Origin of the sequence: Kordia sp., from assembly GCF_965283645.1 — a bacterium.
Lineage (GTDB): Bacteria > Bacteroidota > Bacteroidia > Flavobacteriales > Flavobacteriaceae > Kordia.
This window is the reverse complement of sequence record NZ_CBDIPG010000001.1, coordinates 4,823,154-4,849,882: the sequence shown is the minus strand read 5'-3', so window position 1 is coordinate 4,849,882 and position 26,729 is coordinate 4,823,154. Positions and strand designations below refer to the sequence as shown.

At 30.8% G+C, this 26,729-nt stretch carries 20 protein-coding genes and 1 tRNA gene; 14 read left to right on the top strand and 7 right to left on the bottom strand.

Going from position 1 to position 26,729, the window contains the following annotated elements:
• Window positions 1-9: 9 nt before the first annotated feature.
• Complete coding sequence (locus ACQ654_RS21255) at window positions 10-2,529, top strand: hypothetical protein (protein ID WP_430412352.1); 2,520 nt, start codon at window positions 10-12, stop codon at window positions 2,527-2,529.
• A 94-nt stretch (window positions 2,530-2,623) separates the two neighbouring features.
• Here ACQ654_RS21255 and ACQ654_RS21250 read toward each other — a convergent pair whose 3' ends face one another.
• Together ACQ654_RS21250 and ACQ654_RS21245 are read right to left on the bottom strand one after the other, a co-directional pair.
• A complete protein-coding gene (locus ACQ654_RS21250) occupies window positions 2,624-3,085 on the bottom strand; it encodes a GNAT family N-acetyltransferase (RefSeq protein WP_430412351.1) in 462 nt (153 codons plus the stop codon).
• 252 nt (window positions 3,086-3,337) lie between these two features.
• Window positions 3,338-5,521, bottom strand: coding sequence for a glutamine synthetase III (locus ACQ654_RS21245; protein ID WP_430413041.1), 2,184 nt, complete (start codon window positions 5,519-5,521; stop codon window positions 3,338-3,340).
• A 187-nt stretch (window positions 5,522-5,708) separates the two neighbouring features.
• On the opposite strand from ACQ654_RS21245, the gene ACQ654_RS21240 reads away from it, so the two are divergent.
• Window positions 5,709-6,728 carry a glutamine synthetase beta-grasp domain-containing protein gene (locus tag ACQ654_RS21240; protein ID WP_430412350.1) on the top strand — a complete coding sequence of 340 codons (1,020 nt, stop codon included), beginning with the start codon at window positions 5,709-5,711 and terminating at the stop codon, window positions 6,726-6,728.
• Window positions 6,729-6,827: 99 nt separating this feature from the next.
• On the opposite strand, the gene ACQ654_RS21235 is transcribed toward ACQ654_RS21240, so the two are convergent.
• The gene (locus tag ACQ654_RS21235) at window positions 6,828-7,553 is read right to left on the bottom strand and encodes a glycosyltransferase family 2 protein (protein WP_430412349.1); all 726 of its coding nucleotides are present in this window, start codon (window positions 7,551-7,553) and stop codon (window positions 6,828-6,830) included.
• A gap of 309 nt (window positions 7,554-7,862) precedes the next feature.
• On the opposite strand from ACQ654_RS21235, the gene ACQ654_RS21230 reads away from it, so the two are divergent.
• The gene (locus tag ACQ654_RS21230; protein WP_430412348.1) at window positions 7,863-9,368 is read left to right on the top strand and encodes a hypothetical protein; all 1,506 of its coding nucleotides are present in this window, start codon (window positions 7,863-7,865) and stop codon (window positions 9,366-9,368) included.
• Window positions 9,369-9,434: 66 nt separating this feature from the next.
• Here ACQ654_RS21230 and ACQ654_RS21225 read toward each other — a convergent pair whose 3' ends face one another.
• The gene (locus ACQ654_RS21225) at window positions 9,435-10,382 is read right to left on the bottom strand and encodes a calcium/sodium antiporter (RefSeq protein WP_430412347.1); all 948 of its coding nucleotides are present in this window, start codon (window positions 10,380-10,382) and stop codon (window positions 9,435-9,437) included.
• Window positions 10,383-10,579: 197 nt separating this feature from the next.
• Between ACQ654_RS21225 and ACQ654_RS21220 the strand changes: the two genes are divergently transcribed.
• The 4 genes from ACQ654_RS21220 to ACQ654_RS21205 all read left to right on the top strand — a co-directional run bounded on the left by ACQ654_RS21220 (window position 10,580) and on the right by ACQ654_RS21205 (window position 13,119).
• Complete coding sequence (locus tag ACQ654_RS21220) at window positions 10,580-10,939, top strand: BlaI/MecI/CopY family transcriptional regulator (RefSeq protein ID WP_430412346.1); 360 nt, start codon at window positions 10,580-10,582, stop codon at window positions 10,937-10,939.
• The gene (locus ACQ654_RS21215; RefSeq protein WP_430412345.1) at window positions 10,939-12,666 is read left to right on the top strand and encodes a M56 family metallopeptidase; all 1,728 of its coding nucleotides are present in this window, start codon (window positions 10,939-10,941) and stop codon (window positions 12,664-12,666) included. Before ACQ654_RS21220 ends, ACQ654_RS21215 begins: the two co-directional genes overlap by 1 nt.
• 116 nt (window positions 12,667-12,782) lie before the next feature.
• The gene (locus ACQ654_RS21210; protein WP_430412344.1) at window positions 12,783-12,941 is read left to right on the top strand and encodes an SsrA-binding protein; all 159 of its coding nucleotides are present in this window, start codon (window positions 12,783-12,785) and stop codon (window positions 12,939-12,941) included.
• A 104-nt stretch (window positions 12,942-13,045) separates the two neighbouring features.
• Window positions 13,046-13,119 (top strand) — tRNA-Arg (locus ACQ654_RS21205).
• On the opposite strand, the gene ACQ654_RS21200 is transcribed toward ACQ654_RS21205, so the two are convergent.
• Window positions 13,085-14,674 carry a recombinase family protein gene (locus ACQ654_RS21200; protein WP_430412343.1) on the bottom strand — a complete coding sequence of 530 codons (1,590 nt, stop codon included), beginning with the start codon at window positions 14,672-14,674 and terminating at the stop codon, window positions 13,085-13,087. The genes ACQ654_RS21205 and ACQ654_RS21200 overlap by 35 nt on opposite strands.
• 447 nt (window positions 14,675-15,121) lie before the next feature.
• Between ACQ654_RS21200 and tnpA the strand changes: the two genes are divergently transcribed.
• Genes tnpA through tnpC form a run of 3 tightly spaced genes read left to right on the top strand, consistent with a single transcriptional unit; the run spans window position 15,122 to window position 17,356 of the window.
• Window positions 15,122-15,472, top strand: a complete 351-nt coding sequence (tnpA, locus tag ACQ654_RS21195) for an IS66 family insertion sequence element accessory protein TnpA (protein WP_430409270.1) — start codon at window positions 15,122-15,124, stop codon at window positions 15,470-15,472.
• Window positions 15,460-15,813: an IS66 family insertion sequence element accessory protein TnpB gene (gene tnpB, locus ACQ654_RS21190; protein WP_430409271.1), complete on the top strand. Its 354-nt coding sequence runs from the start codon at window positions 15,460-15,462 to the stop codon at window positions 15,811-15,813. The genes tnpA and tnpB overlap by 13 nt, the downstream gene beginning before the upstream one ends.
• Window positions 15,814-15,862: 49 nt before the next feature.
• Window positions 15,863-17,356: an IS66 family transposase gene (tnpC, locus tag ACQ654_RS21185; protein ID WP_430409272.1), complete on the top strand. Its 1,494-nt coding sequence runs from the start codon at window positions 15,863-15,865 to the stop codon at window positions 17,354-17,356.
• Window positions 17,357-18,946: 1,590 nt separating this feature from the next.
• Here the strand turns inward: tnpC and ACQ654_RS21180 are convergent.
• Window positions 18,947-19,849, bottom strand: coding sequence for an IS982 family transposase (locus ACQ654_RS21180; RefSeq protein WP_430412342.1), 903 nt, complete (start codon window positions 19,847-19,849; stop codon window positions 18,947-18,949).
• 304 nt (window positions 19,850-20,153) lie between these two features.
• The gene (locus tag ACQ654_RS21175; protein ID WP_430412341.1) at window positions 20,154-20,372 is read right to left on the bottom strand and encodes a hypothetical protein; all 219 of its coding nucleotides are present in this window, start codon (window positions 20,370-20,372) and stop codon (window positions 20,154-20,156) included.
• 377 nt (window positions 20,373-20,749) lie between these two features.
• Between ACQ654_RS21175 and ACQ654_RS21170 the strand changes: the two genes are divergently transcribed.
• The 4 genes from ACQ654_RS21170 to ACQ654_RS21155 are packed head-to-tail and all read left to right on the top strand — an operon-like array spanning window position 20,750 to window position 26,726.
• Window positions 20,750-21,811 (top strand): MBL fold metallo-hydrolase, encoded by a 1,062-nt coding sequence (locus tag ACQ654_RS21170; protein ID WP_430412340.1) that lies wholly within the window; start codon window positions 20,750-20,752, stop codon window positions 21,809-21,811.
• On the top strand, window positions 21,811-23,079 hold the full coding sequence (locus tag ACQ654_RS21165) for an ABC-three component system protein (RefSeq protein ID WP_430412339.1): 1,269 nt from the start codon (window positions 21,811-21,813) through the stop codon (window positions 23,077-23,079). The genes ACQ654_RS21170 and ACQ654_RS21165 overlap by 1 nt, the downstream gene beginning before the upstream one ends.
• Window positions 23,063-23,596 (top strand): ABC-three component system middle component 1, encoded by a 534-nt coding sequence (locus tag ACQ654_RS21160; RefSeq protein WP_430412338.1) that lies wholly within the window; start codon window positions 23,063-23,065, stop codon window positions 23,594-23,596. Before ACQ654_RS21165 ends, ACQ654_RS21160 begins: the two co-directional genes overlap by 17 nt.
• Window positions 23,586-26,726, top strand: a complete 3,141-nt coding sequence (locus ACQ654_RS21155; RefSeq protein ID WP_430412337.1) for a hypothetical protein — start codon at window positions 23,586-23,588, stop codon at window positions 26,724-26,726. Before ACQ654_RS21160 ends, ACQ654_RS21155 begins: the two co-directional genes overlap by 11 nt.
• Window positions 26,727-26,729 lie beyond the last annotated feature (3 nt).

The following is a 26,729-nucleotide window of genomic DNA, read 5'->3' as shown; positions in this document are numbered from 1 at the left end:
GTAATACTCATGAAACGTCTTTTTATTGTTTTCTTCGGATTGTTCACACTATTTTCTTCTGCCCAAGAAGTACGAACTCAGAAAGAAATTTTAGACATTCCTAAGACAGATGTTGTAAACGATTTTAATTTGAAAGTTGACAACGGAACTATTGTTCCAGTTACTGTTTCTAAAGCGACGTACAAAGATATTGGCTTTTCCTTTGTGGGACATAAATTTCAATACATGAAAAATGATTTTAGTTTGGAGGTTCACACATTTAAAAATAAGAAGTTGCTTCAGACCAAAACGACTTATAATTACGGGAATTTTATGAAGCCACAAGGATTTGTGTTTAACTATGCATATGATGCAAACGGAAATCTTTCAAAAAGAATAAGCACTTCTACATCAAGCAATTATACGGATGAAACTTTTTATACCTACACAAATAATCGCATCCGAAAAGTGAGAGAAACTGGAACATTAGGAGATGGAAAAAAGTATGATAAAACACGAAATTTTGTTTATAAAGGAACTTCCATTTCGTATGATTTTGAGAATGGAACGAAAGGTTTTGAACTCAAAAATAACTTGATTTCCATAGAAAAAACATTCAACAAAAGTGCCAACAAAAATTATATTTACAACTATACATACAATTCCAACGGTTTTTTAGTTTCGCAAGATCGAGGTGCGTATCAAGCTACATATACGTTAAATGATAATAATCTGATTCAAAAAGAAGTCAACAAAACCTATACGCAAACTTTTAAATACGTGTATGATAAATATGGGAATTGGGTGATTGCGTATCCTTTATCTACCAATAATAAAAAATTATACGGCTCACAATTTTCGTATTATATCCGAGAAATAAAATATAGCAATGGTGAAGTTACGGGAAGTATTAATCCGGATAATAATGTAACAAAAACGTATGTCGTAAAGTTGCGAACTGAATTGTATGATCGTTTGGTAGTGCCAAATGTGACGTTTAGAAAAACCGCAAACGAAAGTTATTTATTTAAAATTAACAGTCAACAAGAAGCAAAAAATACATCTTCTGTTTTTATGGGGAAAAGCTTGTTGGTATTTCACAAACCATCGAGAGAGTTGTATCTTCTTGAAGATTTTGAAAATAAACCTGTTGGAAAAGATTTTCCTGTAGAGAAAGTTTCAATCGATTTAAAAAATGGTTTTTGGTATAAAACACAAAAAGGCGGCGTACATGTGTTTCGAAAAGACGGAACGTATATTGATAAAGTTGGTGTGTATGAATTTGCATCAAATAATATAGATGCTGTTTTTCAAGGAGAAAACGAACCTGAAAAAGTGATTTTAGAAAATTATAAAAATGTAAAAACTTATACGCCATATCCTGTTACACTGCATAGTAATTACAAAAAAGACTTCCTAGATAACACGACGGATAATGCGCAGCAATTAGCCGAAAGTTTAGATGAATATGCTGCCTATTTTACGGGTGAATGTGTCAACGGAGATTGTGAAAACGGTTATGGAGAGAAAGATTTTAAAGATGGGAAGAAAGCACATGGTTTTTTTAAAGATGGAAAAGTGTACGGACCAATGCATACTTCAAGTGCAAATAATAAAAAGAGTGCATTATCGGTGTATAAAGGTTCTTTTTTAGATCAAGCAGGATTTGCGTATGAGTATAATGGTACTAATTTGATGATTTTTACAGACAAGTCTAAAAACATAGGTTTTTACAACGATTATGAAACTAAGAAAACATATCAATTGAATTATAGCAATGGAAAAGTAATTTCTAAACAAGAACTACAATATAACAACTCAAAAACGTGTGTGGTTGGAAATTGTACTAATGGTATTGGAATTTATGAATATAGCAATTCTACCTACATGGGAACGTTTAAAAATGGCAAAAGAGATGGTTTTGGAGTTTTGTTTTTTAAATCTGGTGGCAATCATACTGGTAACGATTATATTGGAGAGTTTTCTAATGGAAAGTATCACGGATTAGGAACATATACAACTGGTGAGTACGAATATTATATGGGCTATTACCAAAACGGAAAACCGCATGGACAAGGCGTTCAGTATTATGCAAAAGATAAGTACAAAGCTGGAAATTGGGTACATGGTCAGTTGGAAGGAACAACTTCAACCGTAACCACAGTTTCAACTTCAAATTCAAGTTCAACCTCAGCTTCTACTTCAAGTGCTACAACAAACACAACTACAAAGACCAGTTTTTCTGAAGCACAAAAGAATAAAATTTTAGCTTGTAATAATGATACAGAATGTATTTCAAGATATATTACTTCGTTATATGTAGAAGAACGAAAAACGTTATCTGGAGATGCATTAATTAAGAAAACTACCGATTATTATCATAGTTTGTACATTATGAATCCGAAGTTGGCGTATGATACACTTTTTGCAATGGATATTAGTTTAATTGATCTTAAAATGTTGCCAACAACTGTGCAATCAGATTTAAAAGCGAGAGCGCAAAAACTTTCAGATGCGTATCAAAAACACCAACGAAAGCAGGGAAATTAACGTTTTTTTGCTCATTATGATACTATTCACTCAAGTGTACCAAAAGTTGGTATAAAGTGTAAATCTTAAAAATATATACTACGATTTAATACGTTTACAACAACTTCTCAAAACACACACTTTCTGCAACGCCAATATATTGATCGTAATTTGGAATGCGTTGATAGTTATTTTTTTCATAGAAACGAATCGCTTCTGGCAACATGGTTCCTGTTTCCAAAATGCAACGTGTGTTTCCGAGTTCGGTTGCCCAAGTTTCCAAAGCATCTAGGATGATGATTCCTAAATTTTTTCCTTGGTAGTTTTCTTGAATATACATGCGCTTTATCTCAACAGTTGTTGTATTGTATTGTTTGATTGCGCCACAACCAATTGGAATCTCGTTGGTATACATTACAATAACATTGTCTAAATTTTCCAAACCATTAAATTGACTAAAAAAATCGTCACTTTCACCATTTTTTATCGTCAAAAAAGCATCTAATTCTTTGACCAAACTGATGAAGCCTTTGTCTTTAGAATTGGTTCTTTTGATCTGTATTTCGACTGCGCTCAATGTGTTGATTTTTATTGATTTGTTGATTTTGGATTCCTATCTGTGCAGGAATGACAGCTATAGTAACTGTAAATATTTCTTCTGCTCAAGTGAATTTTTGATAAAAAATTTCTATCGAGATTTACTAGAATTAAATATCATATCAAAGTACTTCTCGATACAATTTTTCTCCATTTCATTACAAAAAACCACTCCTTTAGATTAGCATGTAATTAATTGTTAACCTAACAAAAGTGAGGCGCACCTAACGAACTATCTTGTAAACAATAATTCTCTGTATTTTACCAATGGCCAAATGTTGTCATCAACCAATAATTCAAGTTTGTCACAGTGATACCGAATTTCGTCAAAGTATGGTTTTACTTTATTACAATAAACTTCTGCCGATTGTTGGCCTTCTAGTTTGTTTGCTTTTTTACGTTCTTCGGTCATTGCATTTACTTTTGAGTTGATGCCTGCAATGTGTTCAGATATACGTTCGATTAAATCAATTTGCTCAGTTGCTAGTTTTTTGAAATCTTTTCCAAAAATTTCTTTCAATCCACTTACATTTTCAATTAAGGTATTTTGATAACGAATTGCTGTTGGAATGACATGATTTCGTGCAATATCACCTAATACACGACCTTCAATTTGAATACGCAAAATGTATTCTTCCAATTCAATTTCGTGACGTGCTTCTACTTCTATTTTACTCATCACATTCATTTCTTCATATAATGAGATTGTTTTTTTAGAAATTTGCGCTTTTAATGCTTCTGGAGTTGTTTTGTTATTGCTCAGACCTCTTTCGGCGGCTTCTTTTTCCCAAGCTTCTCCATAACCATTTCCTTCAAAACGAATCTTTTTAGAAGCTTTTATATATTCTCTTAATATATTGAAAACGGCTTCATCTTTCTTTAAATCCTTTTTAGCAATTAACGCATCAACTTCAACCTTAAAGTCTTTTAATTGTTTTGCAATGATTGTATTTAAAACCGTCATTGGTCCGGCACAGTTAGACCAAGAACCAACAGCGCGCAATTCGAACTTGTTTCCTGTAAAGGCAAATGGTGACGTTCGATTTCTGTCTGTATTGTCTAATAAGATTTCAGGAATTTTTCCAACAATATTCAGTTTTAAATCTGTTTTTTCTTGTGGAGATAGTTTTCCTTTGGTTACATTTTCCAATTCGTCTAAAACTGCCGACAATTGCGATCCAATGAATACCGAAATAATAGCAGGTGGCGCTTCGTTAGCTCCTAAACGATGATCGTTGCTGGCACTTGCAATAGCCGCTCGAATTAGTTCTTCATTGTCGTGAACCGCTTTGATCGTATTTACAAAAAAGGTTAAGAATTGTAAATTCTTCATCGGCGTTTTCCCAGGACTTAATAAATTGACACCTGTATTGGTTGCCAATGACCAATTGTTATGTTTTCCAGAACCGTTGATTCCTGCAAATGGTTTTTCGTGAAATAATACTTTAAATTGATGCCGTTGTGATACTTTCTCCATCACATCCATTAATAACGAATTGTGATCAACTGCCAAGTTTGCTTCTTCAAATATTGGCGCCAACTCAAATTGATTGGGCGCAACTTCATTATGACGTGTTTTTACAGGAATTCCAAGTAACATGCACTCGTTTTCCAAATCGCGCATGAAACTCATAACTCTGTTGGGAATTGATCCAAAATAATGATCGTCTAGTTGTTGTCCTTTGGCAGATGAATGTCCTAACAGTGTTCTTCCCGTAAGAATAATATCTGGTCTCGCCGCCGCCAATGCAGAATCGATTAAGAAATATTCTTGTTCCCATCCTAAAGATGCGTTAACTTTGGTTACATTTTTATCAAAATATTTACAAACTGCTGTTGCCGCTTGATCTACTGATTGCAATGCTCTTAATAATGGTGCTTTGTTGTCCAATGCCTCACCTGTGTATGCCACAAATATTGTTGGAATACATAAAGTTGTTCCATATACAAATGCTGGTGATGTTGGATCCCATGCGGTATAACCTCTTGCTTCAAACGTATTTCTAATGCCGCCATTTGGAAAACTCGACGCGTCTGGCTCTTGTTGTACCAATTGTCCGCCATCAAATTTTTCCATGGCGCGTCCGCTACCAATGGTTTCAAAAAACGCATCATGTTTTTCGGCAGTTGCGCCCGTGAGTGGTTGAAACCAGTGTGTATAGTGGGTTGCTCCTTTGCTTATTGCCCATTCTTTCATTCCTGTGGAAATGTGGTCTGCTATTTTCCTATCTATTTTTGCTCCAAATTCAATGGCATTCATTACACTTTTGTACGCATCTTTAGTAAGATGTTGCAACATTGCATGTTCATTAAATACGTTGTCTCCAAAAATTTCTGAACGACGACCATTTTCTTTAATTTCTACAGGTTTTCTGTTGAGTGTTTCTTTTAACGCATGAAATCTAAGCATAGCTATTAGTTATTTTTTACAAATATATCAATTTTAGCGTATTTTTTTAAATAAAAACAATCATACCCCTAAAAAATAGGGGTTGTTAATAAATATTTAATAATTTACATAAAATTAACCTTCGTTTTCTACAGGTTGATTTGAAATTAATTTATATTTGCCTTCGAATTTATTAATGTGAATTACTATTATTATGAGTAAAATTAAACTTGAATACATTTGGCTAGATGGTTACAAACCAACTCAAAACCTAAGAAGTAAAACGAAGGTTGAAGAACATGAAAATTTTCAAGGTACTATTGAAGAACTTGAAAATTGGTCTTTTGATGGTTCATCTACTCAGCAAGCTTCTGGAGGAGCATCTGATTGTTTGTTAAAACCTGTTGCAATTTATCCTGATCCAGCACGAAGAGACGGTTATTTAGTTATGACGGAAGTTTTAAATGCTGATGGTACGCCACATGCATCTAACGGAAGAGCTGCTATTGAAGATGAAGATAACGACTTTTGGTTTGGTTTTGAACAAGAGTACTTTATTATGGATAGAGAAACTCAATTGCCACTTGGTTTCCCAATTGGTGGATATCCAGGACCTCAAGGAATGTATTATTGCTCAGTTGGTGGAAGAAATACACATGGTAGAGATTTCGTTGAAGAGCATGCAGATTTATGTATTGATGCAGGATTGAATTTTGAAGGAATTAACCAAGAAGTTGCTTCTGGACAATGGGAATTTCAATTGTTTGCAAAAGGTGCAAAGAAAGCAGGAGACGAAATTTGGATAGCTCGTTATTTATTAGATCGTTTAACAGAAAAGTACGGTTACTACATTGAGTATCACCCAAAACCAGTAAAAGGTGATTGGAATGGTTCTGGAATGCACGCTAACTTCTCTAACACAGTTTTAAGAACGTGTGGTTCTAAAGAAACATATGAGAAAATTTGTGAAGCATTTAGACCAGTTACTGCTGAACACATTGCTGTGTATGGTGAGTTTAACGATCAACGTTTAACAGGTGATCATGAAACTGCATCTATTAATGACTTTAGTTATGGTGTTTCTGATAGAGGTGCATCTATTCGTATTCCAATTATTACAGTTGAAAAAGGCTGGAAAGGTTGGCTAGAAGATAGAAGACCAGCTTCAAATGGTGATCCTTATAAGATTGCTGGACGAATTATTAAAACAGTAAAATCGGCTAATATTAGCTAGTTTCGATTTTAAATTATATATAAAAGAGCTTACAAGTATGAATTGTAAGCTCTTTTTTTGTTTGTGCACTCAAAGATGAATTGTACTGTTTTAACACTGTTATCTTCTTTTGAAGATATTGTATTTCAGAATGCAAAAAATAGCCCAAACGCCATCTTTCCAATTGATTTTTTTTCCTTCTTCATACGTACGTCCATAATATGATATTCCTACTTCATAAATTCTTATTTTGGGAACACGTGAAATTTTTGCTGTGACTTCTGGTTCAAAACCAAATCTGTTTTCGTGTAGTTTGATGTTTTGAATAATTTCTGTTTTAAACATTTTATAGCAAGTTTCCATATCTGTCAAATTCAGATTGGTTAACATATTGGATAAAAATGTTAGAAATTTGTTTCCGATCGTATGCCAGAAGAATAGAATCCGATGTGGATTACTTCCCATAAATCGAGAACCATACACCACATCTGCAAATCCTGCTATAATGGGTTTTAGCAAATCATTATACTCATTCGGATCGTATTCTAAATCAGCATCCTGAATCACTAATACTTCTCCGGAAGCTTTATGAATTCCAGTATGTAGTGCCGCGCCCTTTCCTTTATTTTTTTCATGTTGCAGGTATTGAATTGTCATTTCAGGATGCTTAGCAATGTACATCTCAATTTGCTCTTTTGTAGTATCTGTAGAGCAGTCATCTACAATAATTATTTCTTTTTGAATATTTTCTATGAGGACAACTTCTTGAATTTTATCTAGAATTTTATGTATGGTTGCTCCTTCGTTGTAGGCAGGAATTACAATTGAAATTTTATTGACGATCATGGAAGTTATTACTATTTCTCTGTCTTATATTGAATTGCTAATGCGAGCTCGCTTATCGTTTTTCACAAAGCAAATTACATCAAATATAATTTATTAGGATTGGTTGCATCGAAAGTAACTATTTTATTTTAAATATTCATTAAAGCGATCATAAGGAATGTATATGTGCTCATTTTTTTAAATGCTTTTTTAAAGAATATGAAATTCGACAGAAATAATTACATATCTAAAATGTATATTTACGCAGTATAAAATTAATTATTTCTATTCTTAAAAACCAAAAGACACGCACTTTACAGCTTGTACATTATGATTGAATTTATTAAAAAAAATATAATTTGGATTGTATGCATTTTAGGATCAATTGTACGTTTGTTGTATGGTTATTTTTATGAACCTTGGCAGGAAGCACCAGATCAAATGGCGTGGGAATTAATTATTGAACAGGGAAAGTTTCAATACGATCATCTTATACATTATCCACATGAAGGTGGCACTATTGTGTTGTCTTTGTTGAGTCATATTGTAGAACTTTTCACAGATTTTAGTTCGCTTACTGTTGTTGCTTTCTGTGTAGATTTTTGTTTTAGATTCATTCAACTCAAAATAGTGCAACATGTTTTTAATCTAAAAACAGCCATCATTTTTGGTGTTTGGAGTGTTTTTGCTGTGCCAATTTTACTTCCTTGGGCAACTGTAAATTATGGATTGCACGCTATTTCTAGTGTTTTTCCATTTCTTTTACTTTGGATATTGACAAAAAAACATACGTCCTCACGAGCGTATTGGTCAGTTGGAATTTCACTTGGTTTGATACTTTGGTTTTCATATTCAAATATTGTGTTGATTCCTGTTTTTATAAGCTATGTTGTGTTTCGCTATCCTAAAAATAAACAATGGCGTTTTGCTGTTTTTGGCTTTGCAATTGTGATGATTTTTCATGTATTGGTTAGAATGTTTGCAGATGCTGGTTTTCATCTTAATGAATTTGGCATTACTGCAATTAGAGATGTTAACTTTTCCCTTGGTGATGTTCCCATTTTGAATCGATTGTACCAGCTTCCATCCGTTATTGCCAATGGCGCACTTGTATTGCCAAATGAAACGGCTTTTTACAGTGGAATGAAAATCTTGTATTATATTTTCGGTTTCATTGCTTTGATTGGATTATTTTTTAGGTATCGAAAGCATGAATTTCGAAAAGAAATATTAATTATTTCTTCAATCATCCTAACTTTTTTTATTGCCTACATAGTAAGTCCTTTTTTTACGGATTCGGTGACTGGCAATTATGTTACACATAGACATTTAACGTATATTATGCCGTTTGTTTCTTTACTAATGATTGTTGGATTGACAGCTGTTAGATATCATCAAATCGTAATTGTATTTTTACTTTTGGGAATGGTGCGATCTTTTCAATTTTTTGCTACGGAAAAAACACCGCATAACGAGATTTTTGTCAAAGCAACCGGAATGATTTTAGGAACTAAATTTGGACACGACCAAGAGGTTTTATACGCTATTTTAGATAAAAATTCGGAAGATAAAGAATTGCTTTTGTTTGGCATTGGTTGGGGAATGAGTACAACATTGATGCAAGATGCAGACAGCTTGAACGACGATCAAATTGCTTTGAAAATTGCACATTTGGTCGATACATTTTTCAACTATTCTTCAGATGAGCGTATTAGTATCTATCAAGGAATCAAATTTTCATTTAGTGATGATGTAACGCCAAGAATGGACAAACAATTGTTTAAAAAGATTGAATCTATAATTAATCAGCGAGCAATGAAATCACTACAAGAGTGATCCTTTTTCTTAATTTTTTATTCAATCATATTTTATGTTTTACAACAATGTATTATTTAGTGAAAACTAAAAAACTAAGTATATAAATGTAATGTATGCTAAAAATAGTAAAACACCTTCATAGCGTTCTATTCCGAATTTCTTTGGTATAAAAGCTAACGGAAATAATACAAAGGCAAAACCTAACATCCAAAAAATATCTCTGGAAAGTATTTGCGCTTCTACAACTGGAATTTCCGTAATCATTGCCGTAATTCCTAATACGGAAGCAATGTTGAATATGTTGGATCCTATTAAGTTTCCTAAAGAGATTGCTTTTTCTTTTTTGATGGCCGCAATTACAGAAGCCGCTAATTCGGGCACACTTGTACCAATGGCAATCATTGTAATAGCAATTACACCTTCTTCTACGCCCATGTCTAGTGCAAATGCCTTTGCCCCTTTTACTAAAAATTCTGATCCAAAATACAAAGCTAAACCTCCAATAGTTAACCATATAAAAATTTTCATATAGGAAACCGTTGCTACAGCATCATCAACTTCTTCAATGTCGATTTCATCTTTGTTTTTTTGCGCTGAGCGAATTAAAATGACTAAGAAGACTATTAAACCTATAAATAGGATTATACCTTCCAACATGCTTAATAGATTATCATTCCACAAGAAATAATAGATACTTATAGAGAATATCATCAATACTGGCCAAGTGAGTTTGTAAAATGTATTATTCACAGCAATAGGTCCAATAATTGCCGTAATTCCTAACACCAAGCCTATGTTAGCGATGTTAGAACCAATTACATTGTTGATCGCTATTGCTGGCGAATCGTTTAAAGCTGCATTGATACTTACGAGCAATTCAGGCGCTGATGTTGCAAATGAAACGACCGTTAATCCGATAATCATTTTAGAAATGTTCAACTTAAAGGATAATCCTACCGAAGCGCGTACTAGAAATTCTCCTCCAGCAACAAGTAGTATTAATCCCAAAATTACAAATCCAATATTTTCCATGAATGTATTTTTTTTGCGAAGATACTATTTCCTTTTTTATGTCAAACACGAATCATACATCTTACAATGTATTCCTTAATTTATGTTAAATAAACTATAATTTTCGTTGATTAACTATTTTTATAGTTGCATAACTGTTTTTTTAGTTTATATTTGTATTGAAATTAATTCATAGTCTATTTAATTTATATTGAATCATGCAAAAATTAACCAATAAAGAAGAAGAAGTAATGCATATTATCTGGCAACTTGAAAAAGCTTTTGTCAAAGATATTATGAGCGAGATTACGACAAAGAAACCACATTATAATACCTTATCTACTATTGTTAGAAATTTGGAAGAAAAAGGATATGTATCGCACAACGCATACGGAAATACGCATCAATATTATCCTGTTGTGACAAAAGAAGCGTACCGAGAAAAATTTATGGCATCTGCAATTCAGAATTATTTTAATGATTCGTATAAGAATGTAGTTTCCTTTTTTGCAAAAGAAGAAAAAATTAGTGTAGACGATTTGAAAGAGATTATTAACCTTATTGAAAAAGAAAAGTAATGGACGAAGCAATTTTATATTTTGTGAAGAGTTCAGGTGTGCTCCTACTCTTTTTGAGTTTGTATTTTTTATGGCTACGAAAAGATACTTTTTTTCATGGAAATCGTTTTTTCCTGTTGGCAGGAATGATTATTTCCTTGATTTTACCATTTTTAGTAATTACAAAGTATGTAGAAATTCCTTTTGTTGAAAGCGCTACAACTTCTGGTGCATTTGTAGTTACCGAAACTGGAAATTATGTAACTACTCCTTTATTTTCTTGGACAGATGTTATATTCTATACATATGTAGCTGGTGTTTTATTTTTTCTATCCAAATTTTTAATTGAACTCACTTCTTTATGTAAATTATTATGGACTTCTAGTATTACCAAGCGTGATGGACAGTTTATTTATATTGAAACGACCACTTCTTTCACACCATTTTCATTTTTTAATTACATCGTTTACAATCCAGAATTGTATTCAGAGTCAGAGTTAGAAGCTATTTTAACGCATGAAAAAGCGCATAGTAGACAACTACATTCTATAGATGTTTTTATTTCAAAATTGTACTGTATTTTCATGTGGTTCAATCCGCTTGCATGGCTTCATCAGAAATATATTTCACAAAATTTAGAGTTTTTAGCGGATAGTGCAGCTATTAAACAAACACCTTCTAAGAAGGAATATCAACTTACCTTATTAAAGGTATCAGGAAATGCATATTGTCCTGCATTGACCAACAATTTTTATAATTCATTAATCAAAAAACGAATCGTTATGTTACAAAAAAATCAATCCACACATTTAAATAAATGGAAACATGTATTCATCTTACCATTATTAGTCGCTTTTGTGATGTTGTTTAACACAGAAGTAATTGCAAAAGAAGTGAATCCGACAGTAGTTCCTATTATAGAAACAACTGAAAATGTTCTTGGGAAAAAAGTTGTTGGCGATTTAATAGTTGAAATTACAAAGAATACAACTATTGAAGAGTTGAAAGCTATTAAAAAAATGTTTGCGGCTACTGGACTTAAGATGAAATACAGCAATGTAGATTTTAACAAGAATAAAGAAATCACAAGCATTACTATAGAATTAAAAGAAGGAAAAGATAATACTGCAAGCGCAACGTTTGCATCGAAAGAAGATAAGACAATTCCAACGATTAGAGTTGGAAAGCAAAGCGATCAACTGATTATTAGTTCATCTAAAGGAAAATATCATGCGAGTACGGCGTATGAGTTTCATTCTGATGAAGAAGGTAAAGGAACGAAAGGTAAAAAGAAATATGTTATAAAATCTCGCTATAAAAATAGTAAAGATGGAACATCAAAAACTTGGACTCAGAAAGATGATGTTAAGACGATCAACATTAAGCAAGTAGATGGAAAAGAAGTTATTATTGTCAATGGAAAAGAAGTGTCTCCAGACGAGATTATTGAAGAGGAAATTGAAATTAAAAATGGAAAGAATAATAGCTTTATTTTTGTTGGAAGCGATAAAAATGAAGAAACCGAAATGGAAGTCATCGAAGAAAAAGGCAATAAAATTGTTTTTACAAACTCTGATAATAAAAAACCATTGATTGTAGTTGATGGAGAAGTGAAAAAAGATGGTTCTTTGAAAAATTTAGATTCTAATAAAATTAAAAGCGTTTCTGTACTAAAAGGAAATTCTGCAACCTCATTATATGGAGAAAAAGGGAAAAATGGAGTTATTATTATTACAACAAAAAAGTAATTCTTAATACTTACAGGATTCAATATAGCAAAGGCAAGTTTTCATCGACTTGCCTTTTGCTTTTTACAGCTATATTATTTTTTAGTATCTTCCATTACAATTTAGATGATTTCATCATGAAAACACAACTATTTAAAGTATTAGCAAAGCTAAATAAAGTGCTACTTCCTTCATTTTCAAAACGAAGGCTCGATTTAGCAAAAGCTTCAAAGTTGCAATTAGCAATAATTGGCTGGCGTTATTTTGTAACGACAAATGCATTAAATTCGAGATAGTTCATTTTCAGATTTTAAAAAAAGATAAAAAACTTATTTATTTTTCTTTTGAATCTTTGTATTTGTAACAAAAAGAAATATATTTGCACCCGCAATAAGCAATAGGCCTCGTAGCATAACTGAATAGTGCACTTGATTACGGCTCAAGAGGTTGCAGGTTTGAATCCTGCCGAGGTCACAGGAGCGGACAAATTAACATTTTTGTTTTTTTGTCCGCTTTTTTTATGATCTAAACTTATTGAAAGTGAGCGAGTTAATTCAAGTATCGAATTTACCTTATTGGTTCGAACTCTATCATTTTTGCGATCATAGACGATTCCCTCGGGGAACATGAGTTTTTGGAATTTCTGTTTTTCATTATAATTTCCTAATCTCCATATATTGTGTAAGTTACATAGTAAATCTATCGAATTATCAATGTAGTTTTCGAGGTTCGAACTATCTAAACTGTTTTTTTGGATTTCTTTTTGAATTCCTTCTTTTTCTTCATTGTATTTCTTTGAATATTTTTGATATAACTCACCATCTATTTTGCCGATTACAAAGCGTTCCTCAATATTGTTGATGTTATCATCAACAGCCTTTAAACTGTACTTTAAATGCGCTGTATTATCTTCATTAGCTGTATTGAAGTATTCAAAGGTGTGCTTCAATTGTATCTTTAGTGGAGCAATGTACTTTTTATCTAGTTGATAATTGCTCAATATGTCATTGAATTTGTCATGTAAGTCATTTGCATTTTTATTGCAAGGACAACCAACTGTTTTACATTTATAATAATAAATGTTTTTCTTCTTTACCAAATAACCCGTTAATGGACTTTTACAAGCGGCACATTTTGTAAATACCTTTAATGGTAAATTTTCGTTCGCTATATTATGTTTTGATTTATGATTATTCATTGCTTGAATGCCATGCACTTTTAAAAACAAATCTCTTGGAACAATAGCTTTATGGTTTCCTTCAATAAGTTGATCGTCTAGTAGACTATGTGAAATTAATCCACAATACACCACATTTCGAAACATATTTGTTAATCGTTGTTTGTATATTTTCAATCCGTATTGTTCAAGTCTTTTTACAATCTCAACATTGGATAAACTTTCATTGGCTTTCCATTCAAAAGCTTTTCTTACTAAGTGTGCTTTTTCACTTGGAACTATAATTGGTATATTTTTTTCGTCTCGCATATTTTTATAACCAATCGGTGCAGTTCCCATCCAATAGCCATTTAATAAACGATGGCGCATTCCTGTGATGGTTTTGTCTCTACGTTGGTCATTATCATACTTACTGAAAAGTAAATTTAGATTTTGATAAAATCGTCCTGTGGAAGTTTGTGTATCTGCGGGTTGTGTAACAGCTATGAGGTTGATTCCTATTCTTCTTATTTTGGCTAATGTATGAATTGCACTTTCTCCTGCACGTGAAAAACGATCTGTACTATATACAATGATATTAGCAACCTTTTTTGATTTTACAAATGATAACATTCGTTGAAACTCTTTACGATCATCTGTTTTGGCACTTTCGTTTGTTCCGCCAAAATAACCGCTAATTTCCATACCGTTTTTATTGGCATATTCACTACAGTATTTCAGTTGACTTTCTAAACTTGTATTATCTCGTTGTTTGATGTCTGAAACTCGCGTATAGATAACAGCTTTGTTGTTGCGAATGGTTTGATGCTTACTTCGCTTTGCGAAACTTTGAAATTGATTCAGATTGCTCATGTTTGGTAACGATGTTATGAGTTAATAATGATAGTTCTTTTAATGTATGTATAATATGTTCAGCTTCCTGTACAGATATATCAGCAAGCCCATCGAAGCTTCTTAATTCTTCAATGGTTAGTGTCTTGAATTCTGATATGTCTTTTGCGTTTTTCATTGAAAGGAACTATCATAAAATTGCCTACTGTAAATACTTCACAGTACGCCTGTATTCCTTTTTCTGAAATTGTAAGAGGACTTGAAATCATATTTCAATGTTACAAATATTAGAAACCAATTCAAAGGCTTCAATTGTAATTTAATAGTTAAAATCTTACAATTTTGTTTTAAGGAATGTTATTATGTTTTACTTAATTACTTCTTGATGCTTTTTAGTTTTAATGTGATTAGTAAGCCTTCGGTAAACCACGTATTGTAAAGAAATGATTTCAATTGTATTTTGGCTTCATGAAAAACACAAAGACACAGCAGCGTATGTTTGCTTTGGTAGCCAAGCTTTATTCGGAGGATATCAGCAAGAAAGACTTTTGCAAGCGTGAAGCTCTGAATTATCACACATTTTCGTATTGGATAAGACGCTATCGTAGTTTTCATGGACTACTTAAAGGCGAAACGACTTCTACAAACGATACATTCCAAAATGAGTTCATTCCCATAGATATTGAAACTTCTGCTGACAGTATTGACTCAACAATTACCATTGCATATCCCAATGGAGTTCGCCTACATTTAGATTCTTTTTCATTAACCAAACAAACGGCAGTTTGCTTGCAAAAGTTGATCTCATGTTTGGATTAGGCGTTTCCCATCGGTATCATTTGTATCGTCATCCTACTGACATGCGCAAGAGTTTTGATAGTCTAGCAGGCATCATTGAAAAAGAATTGCAGGCTTCTGCTCAAGATGGTACTGCTTACATTTTTATTAATAAATCCCGTGATAAGGTCAAAATATTACAATGGCAAGCAGGTGGTTTTGTTTTGTATTACAAGCGGTTGGAATCGGGTCGTTTTGAATTACCAATCTATGATGAAGTGGTCACCAGTATCAAGCTGAGTTATTCTCAATTGGTGCTACTGATTGATGGGATTTCTATTGCACATGTTCGAGGGAAAAAACGTTACAAATTACCTGCATAAAACGCAGAAAAACGTTGTGGTTTTACTCTATTATTAGTATTTTTCCATTGTGAAAAACGCTAGTGATACTACCGAAGAAACCGCCTATATCTCCAAAAAAGAGTATGATGATTTGTTGGAAAAGTACAGAGAATTAGAACGACAATTAACAGAATTAAAACGCCTGATTTTTGGCAGTAAAAGTGAGCGTTTTGTCTCCACAGCCTTACCTAGTCAGTTAGGATTATTTGGTGAAGTACCGATAGAATCATCTTCTGATACTGAAAAACAGGTCTTACTACAAACAAAAGTAAAGGCTACACCAAAGAAAGTTGCCAAGCGTGCCTTATTACCTGCGCATCTTCCAAGAGTCGAAGAAATCATCGAACCAGAACATCTTGCACAAGACAGTGTTAAAATAGGAGAAGAAATTACAGAAATCTTGGAATACAATCCTGCCAAGCTTTTTGTTCGCAGAATTATACGTCCAAAATACGCGTTAAAAGATTATGCTGGAGTTATTATAGGGGAACTTCCAAGTCTGCCACTACCAAAATCGAATGCAGGCGCGGGACTCTTAGCGCATATTTTAGTGAGTAAATTTGTAGATCATCTTCCTTTTTACAGACAACGACAGATATTTAAACGTCAGCAATATCAGGTAAGTGACGCTACCTTATCGGGATGGTTTAATGCCGCGACTTCACTACTAGAACCTTTGTATGATGTGTTGACTAAAGAGTTATTACAAAGTAATTACTTGCAAGTAGATGAAAGTCCAATTGGTGTTCAAGACAGTTATAAAACAGGAAGTTTACATACAGGATATCATTGGGTATATCATGCACCTGTGGAAGGCTTGGTATTGTTCAAGTATGATGCCACTCGGTCTATAAAAGCTCCACAAACCATACTGAAAAACTATAAAGGAACTTTACAGTCCGATGGATACAAGGTCTATCAAAACCTAGCCACTGCACAACAATTAAAGCTACTCTCATGTATGGCACATGCCAGACGATATTTTGAAAAAGCACTTGATAATGATCATTCAAGAGCCAGTTATGCAATGGAACAGTTCCAAAAATTGTATGGCTTAGAAGCTAATATTAGAGAACATAATGCCACTTCTAAAGTAATCAAACGCTATCGAAATCGCTATGCCAAACCGATACTCGATACCTTCTATGATTGGTTAGTGCAACAACGATCGCAACTATTACCAAAAAGTTCCATTGCAAAAGCAGTTGGCTATACACTTCGCTTATGGAAATATCTGATTGGGTACTTAGAAGATGGAAAGTATTTAATTGACAATAACAAGATAGAAAATACCATCAGACCACTTGCTTTAGGACGAAAAAACTATCTCTTTGCAGGATCGCACAAGGCAGCTCAAAAAGCAGCCATGATGTATTCTTTCTTTGCAACTTGTAAAATAAACAATGTAGAACCATTTGCTTGGCTACACGATATCTTTAAAAAAATCCCTGAACATAAAGCAAATAAATTACACGAATTACTGCCACAAAACTGGAAAAACAACAGTATCGAAAACTGTTAAGAAAATGGCGTTTTAGCAACAAAATCTTACGGAAGCTGAGAATCCAGTAAAATCAGACACTAATCCCATAGCTAGAAAAACTTACTCCGCTACCTCTCAATAATTTACAAATAAACATATCTAACTTTATGTAAAATAAAACATCTAATCCTAGACGTAGAAGACCGAATGCTTACATGTGATTACTACTTTTTTTTGATTTTTACTCGATACTTTAATTTTAGATTGAACTTGCTTTTACTTTTTTAATTGTTACTACTCCTTTTCTCTTTACATCTTTAAAATTTACTTTCATGAATTTTGATGACTTGAGTTACGAATGACGATCTCATATACAGTATTTTAAAAGACTTATGTATGTTAGTTGCTACAAAGATGAATTGTATAACTGGATCATCATTTGCACACTTTTGTCGCGTGCGACAATCGTTTTTGATTTATACTAATTCAGACTTACTATTAACTTATTTGAAAACAAAGATTTAAAAGATAATTGAAGAATCATTTGTTCAGTTTTGTAACTTGAACCTAAAAGCTTTGATGTGATTTTTTAAGAAGCTTATATCAATATATAATCAAATAAGTTTTAAATAGTTGTGAAATGTTTGATGATGATTTACCAAAACTTAGAAGAATATTTGATAAAACTTCGTCGAATATTCATTAAACATTAATTGAAATTTTGTAGAAAAATTGATAAAATTTCGCTGAATGTTCACATAATACTTATCAGATATTCAATGAAAGTTTATCAAAAAACAGATCAATATTAACCGAATATTCATAAAATGTTCTACGAAAGTTTGATAAAAGTTCACCTAACATTTATCAAACATTAGGTGAACTTTTGCCAAATCTTTCAAAATTTTTTATCGAACATTAATTTATAACTAACTGTTTTTAAGTTGATTGTTTTTTTAAAAGTTCTCACTCAATAATGAGTGAGATAAAGAAGAGAATAGTAACCATCACTTAGTAATTAGCTAATGAAGTTCAATTTGAAAATTATTATTAGCATTAAAGAATTATTTGTTCACTTTTTAGTTTAAGATCTAGAGAAAAAACCTTCTTGAATTTGGATTCACTTAAAGTATTACTTTATGGGTTTTTAATGATCTAAAAATACCTTTAAATTGACCAAAAAGTTACTCGTAAGTTATCTAAAAATACCCAAAAAGAGTCTTATTAATTGCTTAGAAGTTACTAATAAGTGATTAAAGATTACCCTCAAAGTCCCCTGAGATTACCTTAAAAATGATCAATATTTTACCAAAAAGTAACCTAAAAGTGCCTAATTATTTACTGAAAAGTTACCAATAAGTGATTTAAGAGTTACCTGTAAGTGCCTTGAAAGTGACTAAAGTTTTCCCTCAAAGTACATTGCTTAATTTTAAGTAACTTATTTTCAATGCATTATATTTTTTTAATTAAAAAGCTCCAACGATTACAATTGAAGCTTTTAGAATACAGATAATTCTAGTTTTACGATAATTTAGGGTTTCTTGGTAATTATTCTGTTTATTTTATAAACGAGTAATATACCGTCAAAAAAAGAGGATTTTAATAATTAACGTGAGTTCGATATAACTTTTAGAATAGAATGAGTTGTTTAGTGTCTACCAGATCCTTTTTCAATGATGGTTTTTTCTCTGTAAAATTATACGCTATTAGTGCAGAAAAGATATTAGTAAAATAATTAACTGGACTTCTATGTCTTGAATGTTCTACTTGAAAAATATTCTTTAATTGATCAAAAATAGTTTCAATAATCGCTCTTTTTCTTAAATGATATGCATCTATTAATGGTGTGACACATTTAGTTTTCATATTTCTTTTGAGCTTTGTTACAAGATGAATTCCGTTAGAAAATAAATTCGTAAATAGCTCTTTAGATAGATAGCCTTTATCTCCAAATAATTTACCAAATAACTTTTTCAAAAAAGAAGCTGTTTTTAATGGTTTTCGATCATCAACATTTCCCTTAGTCAGCATAAAATCTATGATTCCTCCACAATCATTAGTTACAATGTGGAGTTTAAACCCATAAAACCAACCCAAAGAACAATGACCTCTTTCTGCTAATTTTTTAAAAGTTTTGTGGCCGTTAATTCGTCTGTTATGACAAACTCTAAGTGGTGTAGAATCTATAAAACTAATTCCATTACATTTAGCCAAACCAAGTGTTTTTAAGTAAATAGCTAACGGCATAAAACTTTGTTGTTTTAATTCAACCATTCTGTTATAACTTACCAAATCAGGAAAGTCCTTTTTAAGATACTTGCATACATATCCTATATAGAATTTTTTGAAATTCCTAAAGCCAGAAAGATGGAACAGCACCTCAATTGTCATTACTTCTGCTAAAGACATTTTACTTTTTCTAAATCGTTTTTTACCATTATCCAATAAACTTTTTTGCCAAAAAGGAACAAAATCTTTGCAAAAATCATCAAATGAACAGAAAATTTGTGTAATTTTAGTATCAGAAATCATAAGCAGATGTTTAGATAATGAATTGAAATTCAACACTTTAATTTACTAAATATTCTGCTTTTTTTATGTTAATTAATTGACTTTTTATATCGAACTCACGTTAATTATACCTGATAATAAACTAACTATAGGTCACTTGAAACGTTCTAATTTTCGTTTACAGAAATGAAAAAGAATATCGAAAATGAGTAAAAAATCTAATTATGAAAAACCTATACATTTCTATATGAATTTTTAGGAAATGAATTGAAGATTCCTTGAGGAAACAAGAAAATAAAAAAGCCAAGTAATAAGAAAAAGTAAACTAGTTCTTATTGAATATTTCTAATAAATCTAAGCCATTTTTGAAATTTTCTTTTATTTCTTCCATATCTACTACAGAACCCATGGAAGCCATGTTTAATACATAAAACTTCATAGATTTTTTTAGCGCGTCTTCAAGTAGTGGAATTGCTTCGCTGTTTGGAATTTCCTTTTGAATGATTTTTATTGCGCGTATGATCGAATCTATATTGTCTTGCATTATTATCAGTTTTGATTATACAAATATAGCATTTTAAAGAAATATTTTACAGATTTATATTTTAAAGAAGTTAAGCATTAATATTTAGGCTAAACTTTGGTAGTTGATTGATCTTGAAATATCAATAGGTTTCTTAAAGTATTCCTTTAAAAACATCAAAGAAGCTATAAAATTAAAAATTCCATACCTTGAAAAATGGATTATTCTTCATTAACTAGCCTAGTTTTTCCATTTCGATTTGCCAAAAAAAAGTAGCATATTCTTTTCTAAATTATTGCTTTACGGAAAACCGTAATTTTTTACATCAGTAGTTGCTTACATTTAATACTTTATTTAATTCATAATTAGTACATCTAAATATTAATCTGAAATAAACAATGGTAAAAATAAAATTTCTTCAAGGATACAACGGGGATTGCACCCTAATTTCTTACCGCAATAGTGAAAACTCTATTAAGAATATATTAATAGACGGTGGAACTGGAAGTACCTATTCTAGAAGACGTAAAGCAGGTGACCTAAAAAAGGAAATTTTAAAACTTAAAGATCAAAATCAAGTTATTGACCTTCTCATTATCACTCACATTGATGATGACCATATAGGCGGTATTTTAAAAATGTTTGAGGATAAGAAATTTGATAAATCGTTAGTAAAAAAAGTATGGTTTAATTCAGGGAAACTAATTGCTGAACATTTTGGAGATGAAGGTGATTATCATGAAAGAGATATCAAGCTTGATATATTTAAGGGTTTAAATACAAGTGTTAAACAAGGAGTAAGGTTGGATTCTTTTCTTTCTAGTTTAGGTTGTTGGGATTACAGGATAATAAAAAAAGGATTAGTTGAAGAAATTGAAAGTTGTAAAATTACAGTTCTTTCTCCTGACAATGAAGGTTTAAAAAACTTACATGATAAATGGGAAAGAGAGAGTCCTGATTCTTTAGAAACATCCGCTGGTAAAACAGATTATCACTTATCAATAAATGAATTAATTGAAACACATGATACTTTTGAGGAAGATGAATCCATACCTAATGGTAGTTCAATAGCTTTTTTATTTGAAAAAGATGACAAAAAAATATTATTCCTAGGAGATTCATATCCAAGTGTTATTAAAAAATCTCTACAGGATTTAGGATACTCTTCTGACAGAAAACTAGAGCTTGATCTTTTCAAAGTTTCTCATCATGCAAGTAGAAAGAATACGGACAATGAATTACTAGAAATGATTGACTGCGATACTTATGTAACGTTAACAAATAGTTTGAAACATGGACTTCCAGATAAGTTGACTTATGCAAGAATAATAAAAAACAATCCTAATTCTACTCTGATTTTTAACTATAATATTGTTAGTAAAGTATTTTCTCAACAAGATTTAGATTTAGGAGAACATGAAGCAATTTATTTAAATAAAGAAGCAATTATTTTGGATTAATGAGTATAGATGATCAATATAAGAAGTATTCAGTTAAGGTCAATAGCGGTAGTGGTTGCTTAGTTCAACCTAGCACTAATGAATATTCGTATGTTATTACTGTAAAGCATAATGTTAAGTCTAATATAGAGAATAATGAATTACCCAAGATTTTTACTTCTGATGATAACAAAATCGAGGTAATTAAGATTTTTACTCATCCTACATATGATTTAGCAATTATTAAAGTTGAATACCAAAAGGATATTAATCTACATATAAAACGAAATATAAAAAATTATTCAATTCTTTATCTCTTTGGCTTTCCTGATAATAAAATTCAAGATGAAGTTAAAACAAAAAAAGTAATAGGAAAACTAATTGAGAAGAACGATCCTTTTTTTGTTTTATCTTCTAATAGCTTTGATGGGCAAGATGATGTTGTTGGATTTTCTGGGTGTGGAGTTTATCAAGAAGTAAATGAAATAATCTATCTATCTGGAATTGAGTTTAGAATGGATTCATATAATGATGATGAAGGTCGAATAAATATCTACCCTATCGGTTTTATTGAAGATATCATAGAAAATAATATTGATCAACTGAAGAGAATCTATCCAATTTATATGAGTAATTTTTCATTTTTAGAGGATGATGCATTCAAGTTAGAAGTAGATGCACTTGACGAAGAAAGAATAATAGCAACTAGAACAACGCTAAAAAATAAAGCGTTAAATATTATTGAGTCTGATGTGACACCTCAAGGAATTAAAGAGTTGTTTAAAGAGAGAATACTTCTCAACCATGAATATTCTGAGCACATATATATAAAAAATGTTTGGATTGCTTGGCTTGAGTTCTTAACTATAATGAACATCATAAAAGGATATGTTATCAATAACGATTTACTTTCAGAAATTTTTGACACGATTCGTTTAAAATATTCTGATGAAGATGACTGGACTAATTTGTTAAGAACAGATTTATTAAACTCTGACTACAGAGGACTAAAACCAGATTCTACAGTAATTGTTTCTACAAAAAAGCCTCCTCTAGGTAATTTTATTTTACCAAAAGATAGAATACCAAGGGATTTACGTGTTGTGTCTAAAAGAGGTTTGCAAATAGATAATGGAGTTAGAAATCCTTATGAAGATTTCAATTTTGTTCACCTAGAGTTTTTTAAAAAGGAATGCATCATTAAACGTCTTGAAAGTTATGAGAATATTCATGATGAAGACGAATTATTACAAATATTAAAACAGCAGTATGATGAGTTATTCAGTTAATGATACAATTGAAATTTTAAAAGATAAATTTAGAAATTTTAGATTCAATTTTAAAGAAATAGAATTTGGTGGCTCAATCCCCACTTTTTTCATCTACCCAGAAAATGACAAACTTCTAGAAGAAAATTGGATTAAAATAGCTGATACAATAGCCGTAGATTTTCAAGCAAGACTATTAGATGAATTTAGTGCCTGGAATATTTATTTATTTTATGTAATAGATATTCCTATAAGAAAGGAATTAAAATATAAAATTGAAAATGACACATTTTCTAGCAGAAAGATTATTGTCGATAATACTATAGATGAAGATTCAATGATAACTGAACATATTATAAATAATATTACTGTAATTTCTGATGAAGATGAAATTAAAAGTAATGAGATTGAACCAAATACAGTAATAGAGTCTCTATTAAAAGATAAAATTTTGAAAAGAGTGAATACCACTAAAGCAGCAAGTGAAACATATAAAGAGCTTCTAACAATAATAAAAAAGAATAAAGATGAAGTTTAAACAGATAGAGATTTCAGCCTTTAGAATATATAGTGAACCAAAAGATGCAACCTTCAATTTCGTAACAGAAGACGGTAGTGTAGCAAATTTTGTTTCACTTTACGCTCCAAACGGTTTTGGCAAGACTTCTTTTTATGATGCTATTGAATGGGGTATTACGAATAATGTGCAGAGGTTTTGGCAAAATAGGAATACTCAAGAATCAATTGATGCGCTGAGAGCATCTACAAATGAACAAGTAAAGCTACTCAGAAATAACAAATTAGATGTTGATTCTGAAACCTATGTGAAAATAACAACAGATTTTGAAGCTTTAGAACCTAGGGTTCTTAGAGTACACGGAAACAGAAATACGGATATTAATGGTAGGGATATTATTGAAAATCCAAGTTTTCGACAAGTAATCTTATCACAAGAGTGGATCTCCGCTTTTTTAAAGGAGGATAATGGAGAAAGAAGATATCAAATTTTTATGCAGAATCCAGATTTAGCAGAAATTGATAATTATTATAAAGGAGTTAAAGTATTGTACGGAGAAAATCAGAAAATGATTGAGTCTATCAAAAATGAAATTCAATCAATTACGCAAGAAATACTGCCTGATAGTGACTTTAATCCTTTGGAAACAATAAACAGTCAGATTAGTGAGGTAAATAATGAATTAGAAAAGACATTATTTCAATTAATTACTCCAATGATGACTAAGGAGCAATTAAAAGAATTTAAAGATATTGTTGGAGACAAAATAGTTACATACAGTAAAGAATCATCTATTAAAGAAAAACTATCTCAAGTTAAAACAGCTAAAATTGGAGATGATTTTACTATAGGAATAGATAGATTCTATGCCTTAATTAAAGATTTAAAAGGAATAAATACAAAACTTGATGAGATCAATGCAAATATCAAAAAGTTTAAAGAATTAGAAAAAAATCAAACAGAAGTTGCGAACCTTAAAAAGAATCTTTTAGAATTAAATAAACAAGAGTCTGAACATAAAAATATTCTAAAAGAATATGATTACTACAAAGCTAAAAAAGAAGCTCTTCAAGAAAAGATAAAAACTATTAATTCTTTAGAAAAAGAACAAGAGAAGACTAATAAACAAGTTGAACTATTAACAAGGCAGAAATTAACTATTACTAATCAAAATGAAAGTATAATTAGGCAAATACTGGATCTAGAGAAACAACACAAAGAACTCCCTAATATAAAAAGCAGAAGTGAATTTTTGGGAAAAGAAATTGAGAAAATCAATCAATCAATAAAAGAAAAGAAACTAGTTTATGATAAAAAAATAACTAAGATAAATTCCATAAATAAAGCAATTAAAGAATTAGAAGAAGTTAAAATTGAAACAAATAATAGTGAATATTCTTTGATACATATTAGAGAAAATTCAGAGTTAGTGGAATTAACGGAAACTCTTGAAAAGTTAAATGAAAGAAAACGTCAGCTAAGCATTGAAATTAGAGAATTAAATGATACGATAAAACAGCAAAAATCATTAAACTCAACTATTGAAGAATTTATCAAATCAGGACTTACAATAGCTAACGATTTACAGAACTCAACTTGTCCACTATGCGAACATCAATACAATTCATATACAGAATTAGCAGATAGTATTTCAAATAACAATGCTTTAAATTCTGGACTTAAAGAACTTCTGATATTAAAAAACAAGTTGAATGAAGATATTGAAAAAAGTACTATAGAAATCAATCAAGGTAATAAGAAATTAATAACATTTTATAATGAAAAAATTTCTAGTTTAGTTAGAGAGAGAAAGAACTTAGAAGATCAAAAAAACAACTTAGATAAGGAGCAAAAAGAAAAAATTAAATCACTAAACAGATTAGATGCTGAAGTAAAAGAAATCAGTGTAAAGTTAAACGGTTTAGCTTATGATGAATATAAGAAACAGCTAGATAGTCTAAAATTAAAAAACTCTAATGATTCAACTGAGATAAATAGTAGATTATCTAAAATAAATGAAGAATTACACAATGTAGATCAGAAATATAAAAATACAAAATCCCAATTAGAGATTATTAGAAAAGAAATCCAACTTCTTGAAAAAGATGAAAAATATGTATCTATTTCAGATTGGCTTGTCAATAACTTACTTTCAAATGATAAATCTAAAATAGAACTTGAGAAAAAAATAGAGCAAATATCCAATGAACTAAAAGAAATAAAAACAAAAGTAATTAAAGTAGAAGAATTAATCCAAAAACAAGGAAAAGAACTAAGTCAGTTGACTAAAGAGAACTTAATGAAAAATGAGATTGATTCACAAAAAAATAGAATAGTAATTGAACAAAAGATTGAAGAATACGCTCATTTTGTAAGTGATAAACTAGGTAAAGATGTTTATGATTTTGATAAGACATCTTTAACTAGATTTTTAGATAAAAAAGAAGAGGAATTAAAAATAGAGTTTAAAAAATGTACCTTTCTAAAAGACAGATTTGCTAGATTGGAAAAATATGCCGAAAACTTATATCCTTTTTTACAGTCTGAAAAAGCAAAAGAAAATCTAAAAAATAAAGAAGAGGAACTAAATTTTATTGAAGAAGAAGTAACTCCATTATTAGAGAGTGAAAAAGAGAAAACCAAAGTGAAAATTGGTGAACAAATTAAAGATTTTTTCTATCAAAATTTGATAAATGAAATTTATAGAAAAATAGATCCTCACCCAGATTTTAAATCCGTTAAGTTTGTTGCAGATTTTGAATCCAATAATCCTAGATTAGAGATTTTTGTCGAAAATTTAAGTAATGAAGAGATTTTAATCCCTAATTTATATTTTAGTACTGCTCAAATTAACATTCTAAGTCTGAGTATCTTTTTAGCATCTGCACTAAATTCAAATGAGTATGATTGTATATTTATTGACGACCCTATTCAGTCAATGGATAGTATAAACGTTCTATCTACTATTGATTTATTCCGAAGTATAATAGTGAACGATAATAAACAAATAGTTCTTTCAACCCATGATGAGAACTTCTTTAATCTTTTAAAGAAAAAGATTCCTACAGGTATTTTTAAATCTAAGTTTTTAGAATTAGAATCATTCGGTAAATTAAAAAAAGATAAAAATGACGAAATATTAATGGCTTAAAAA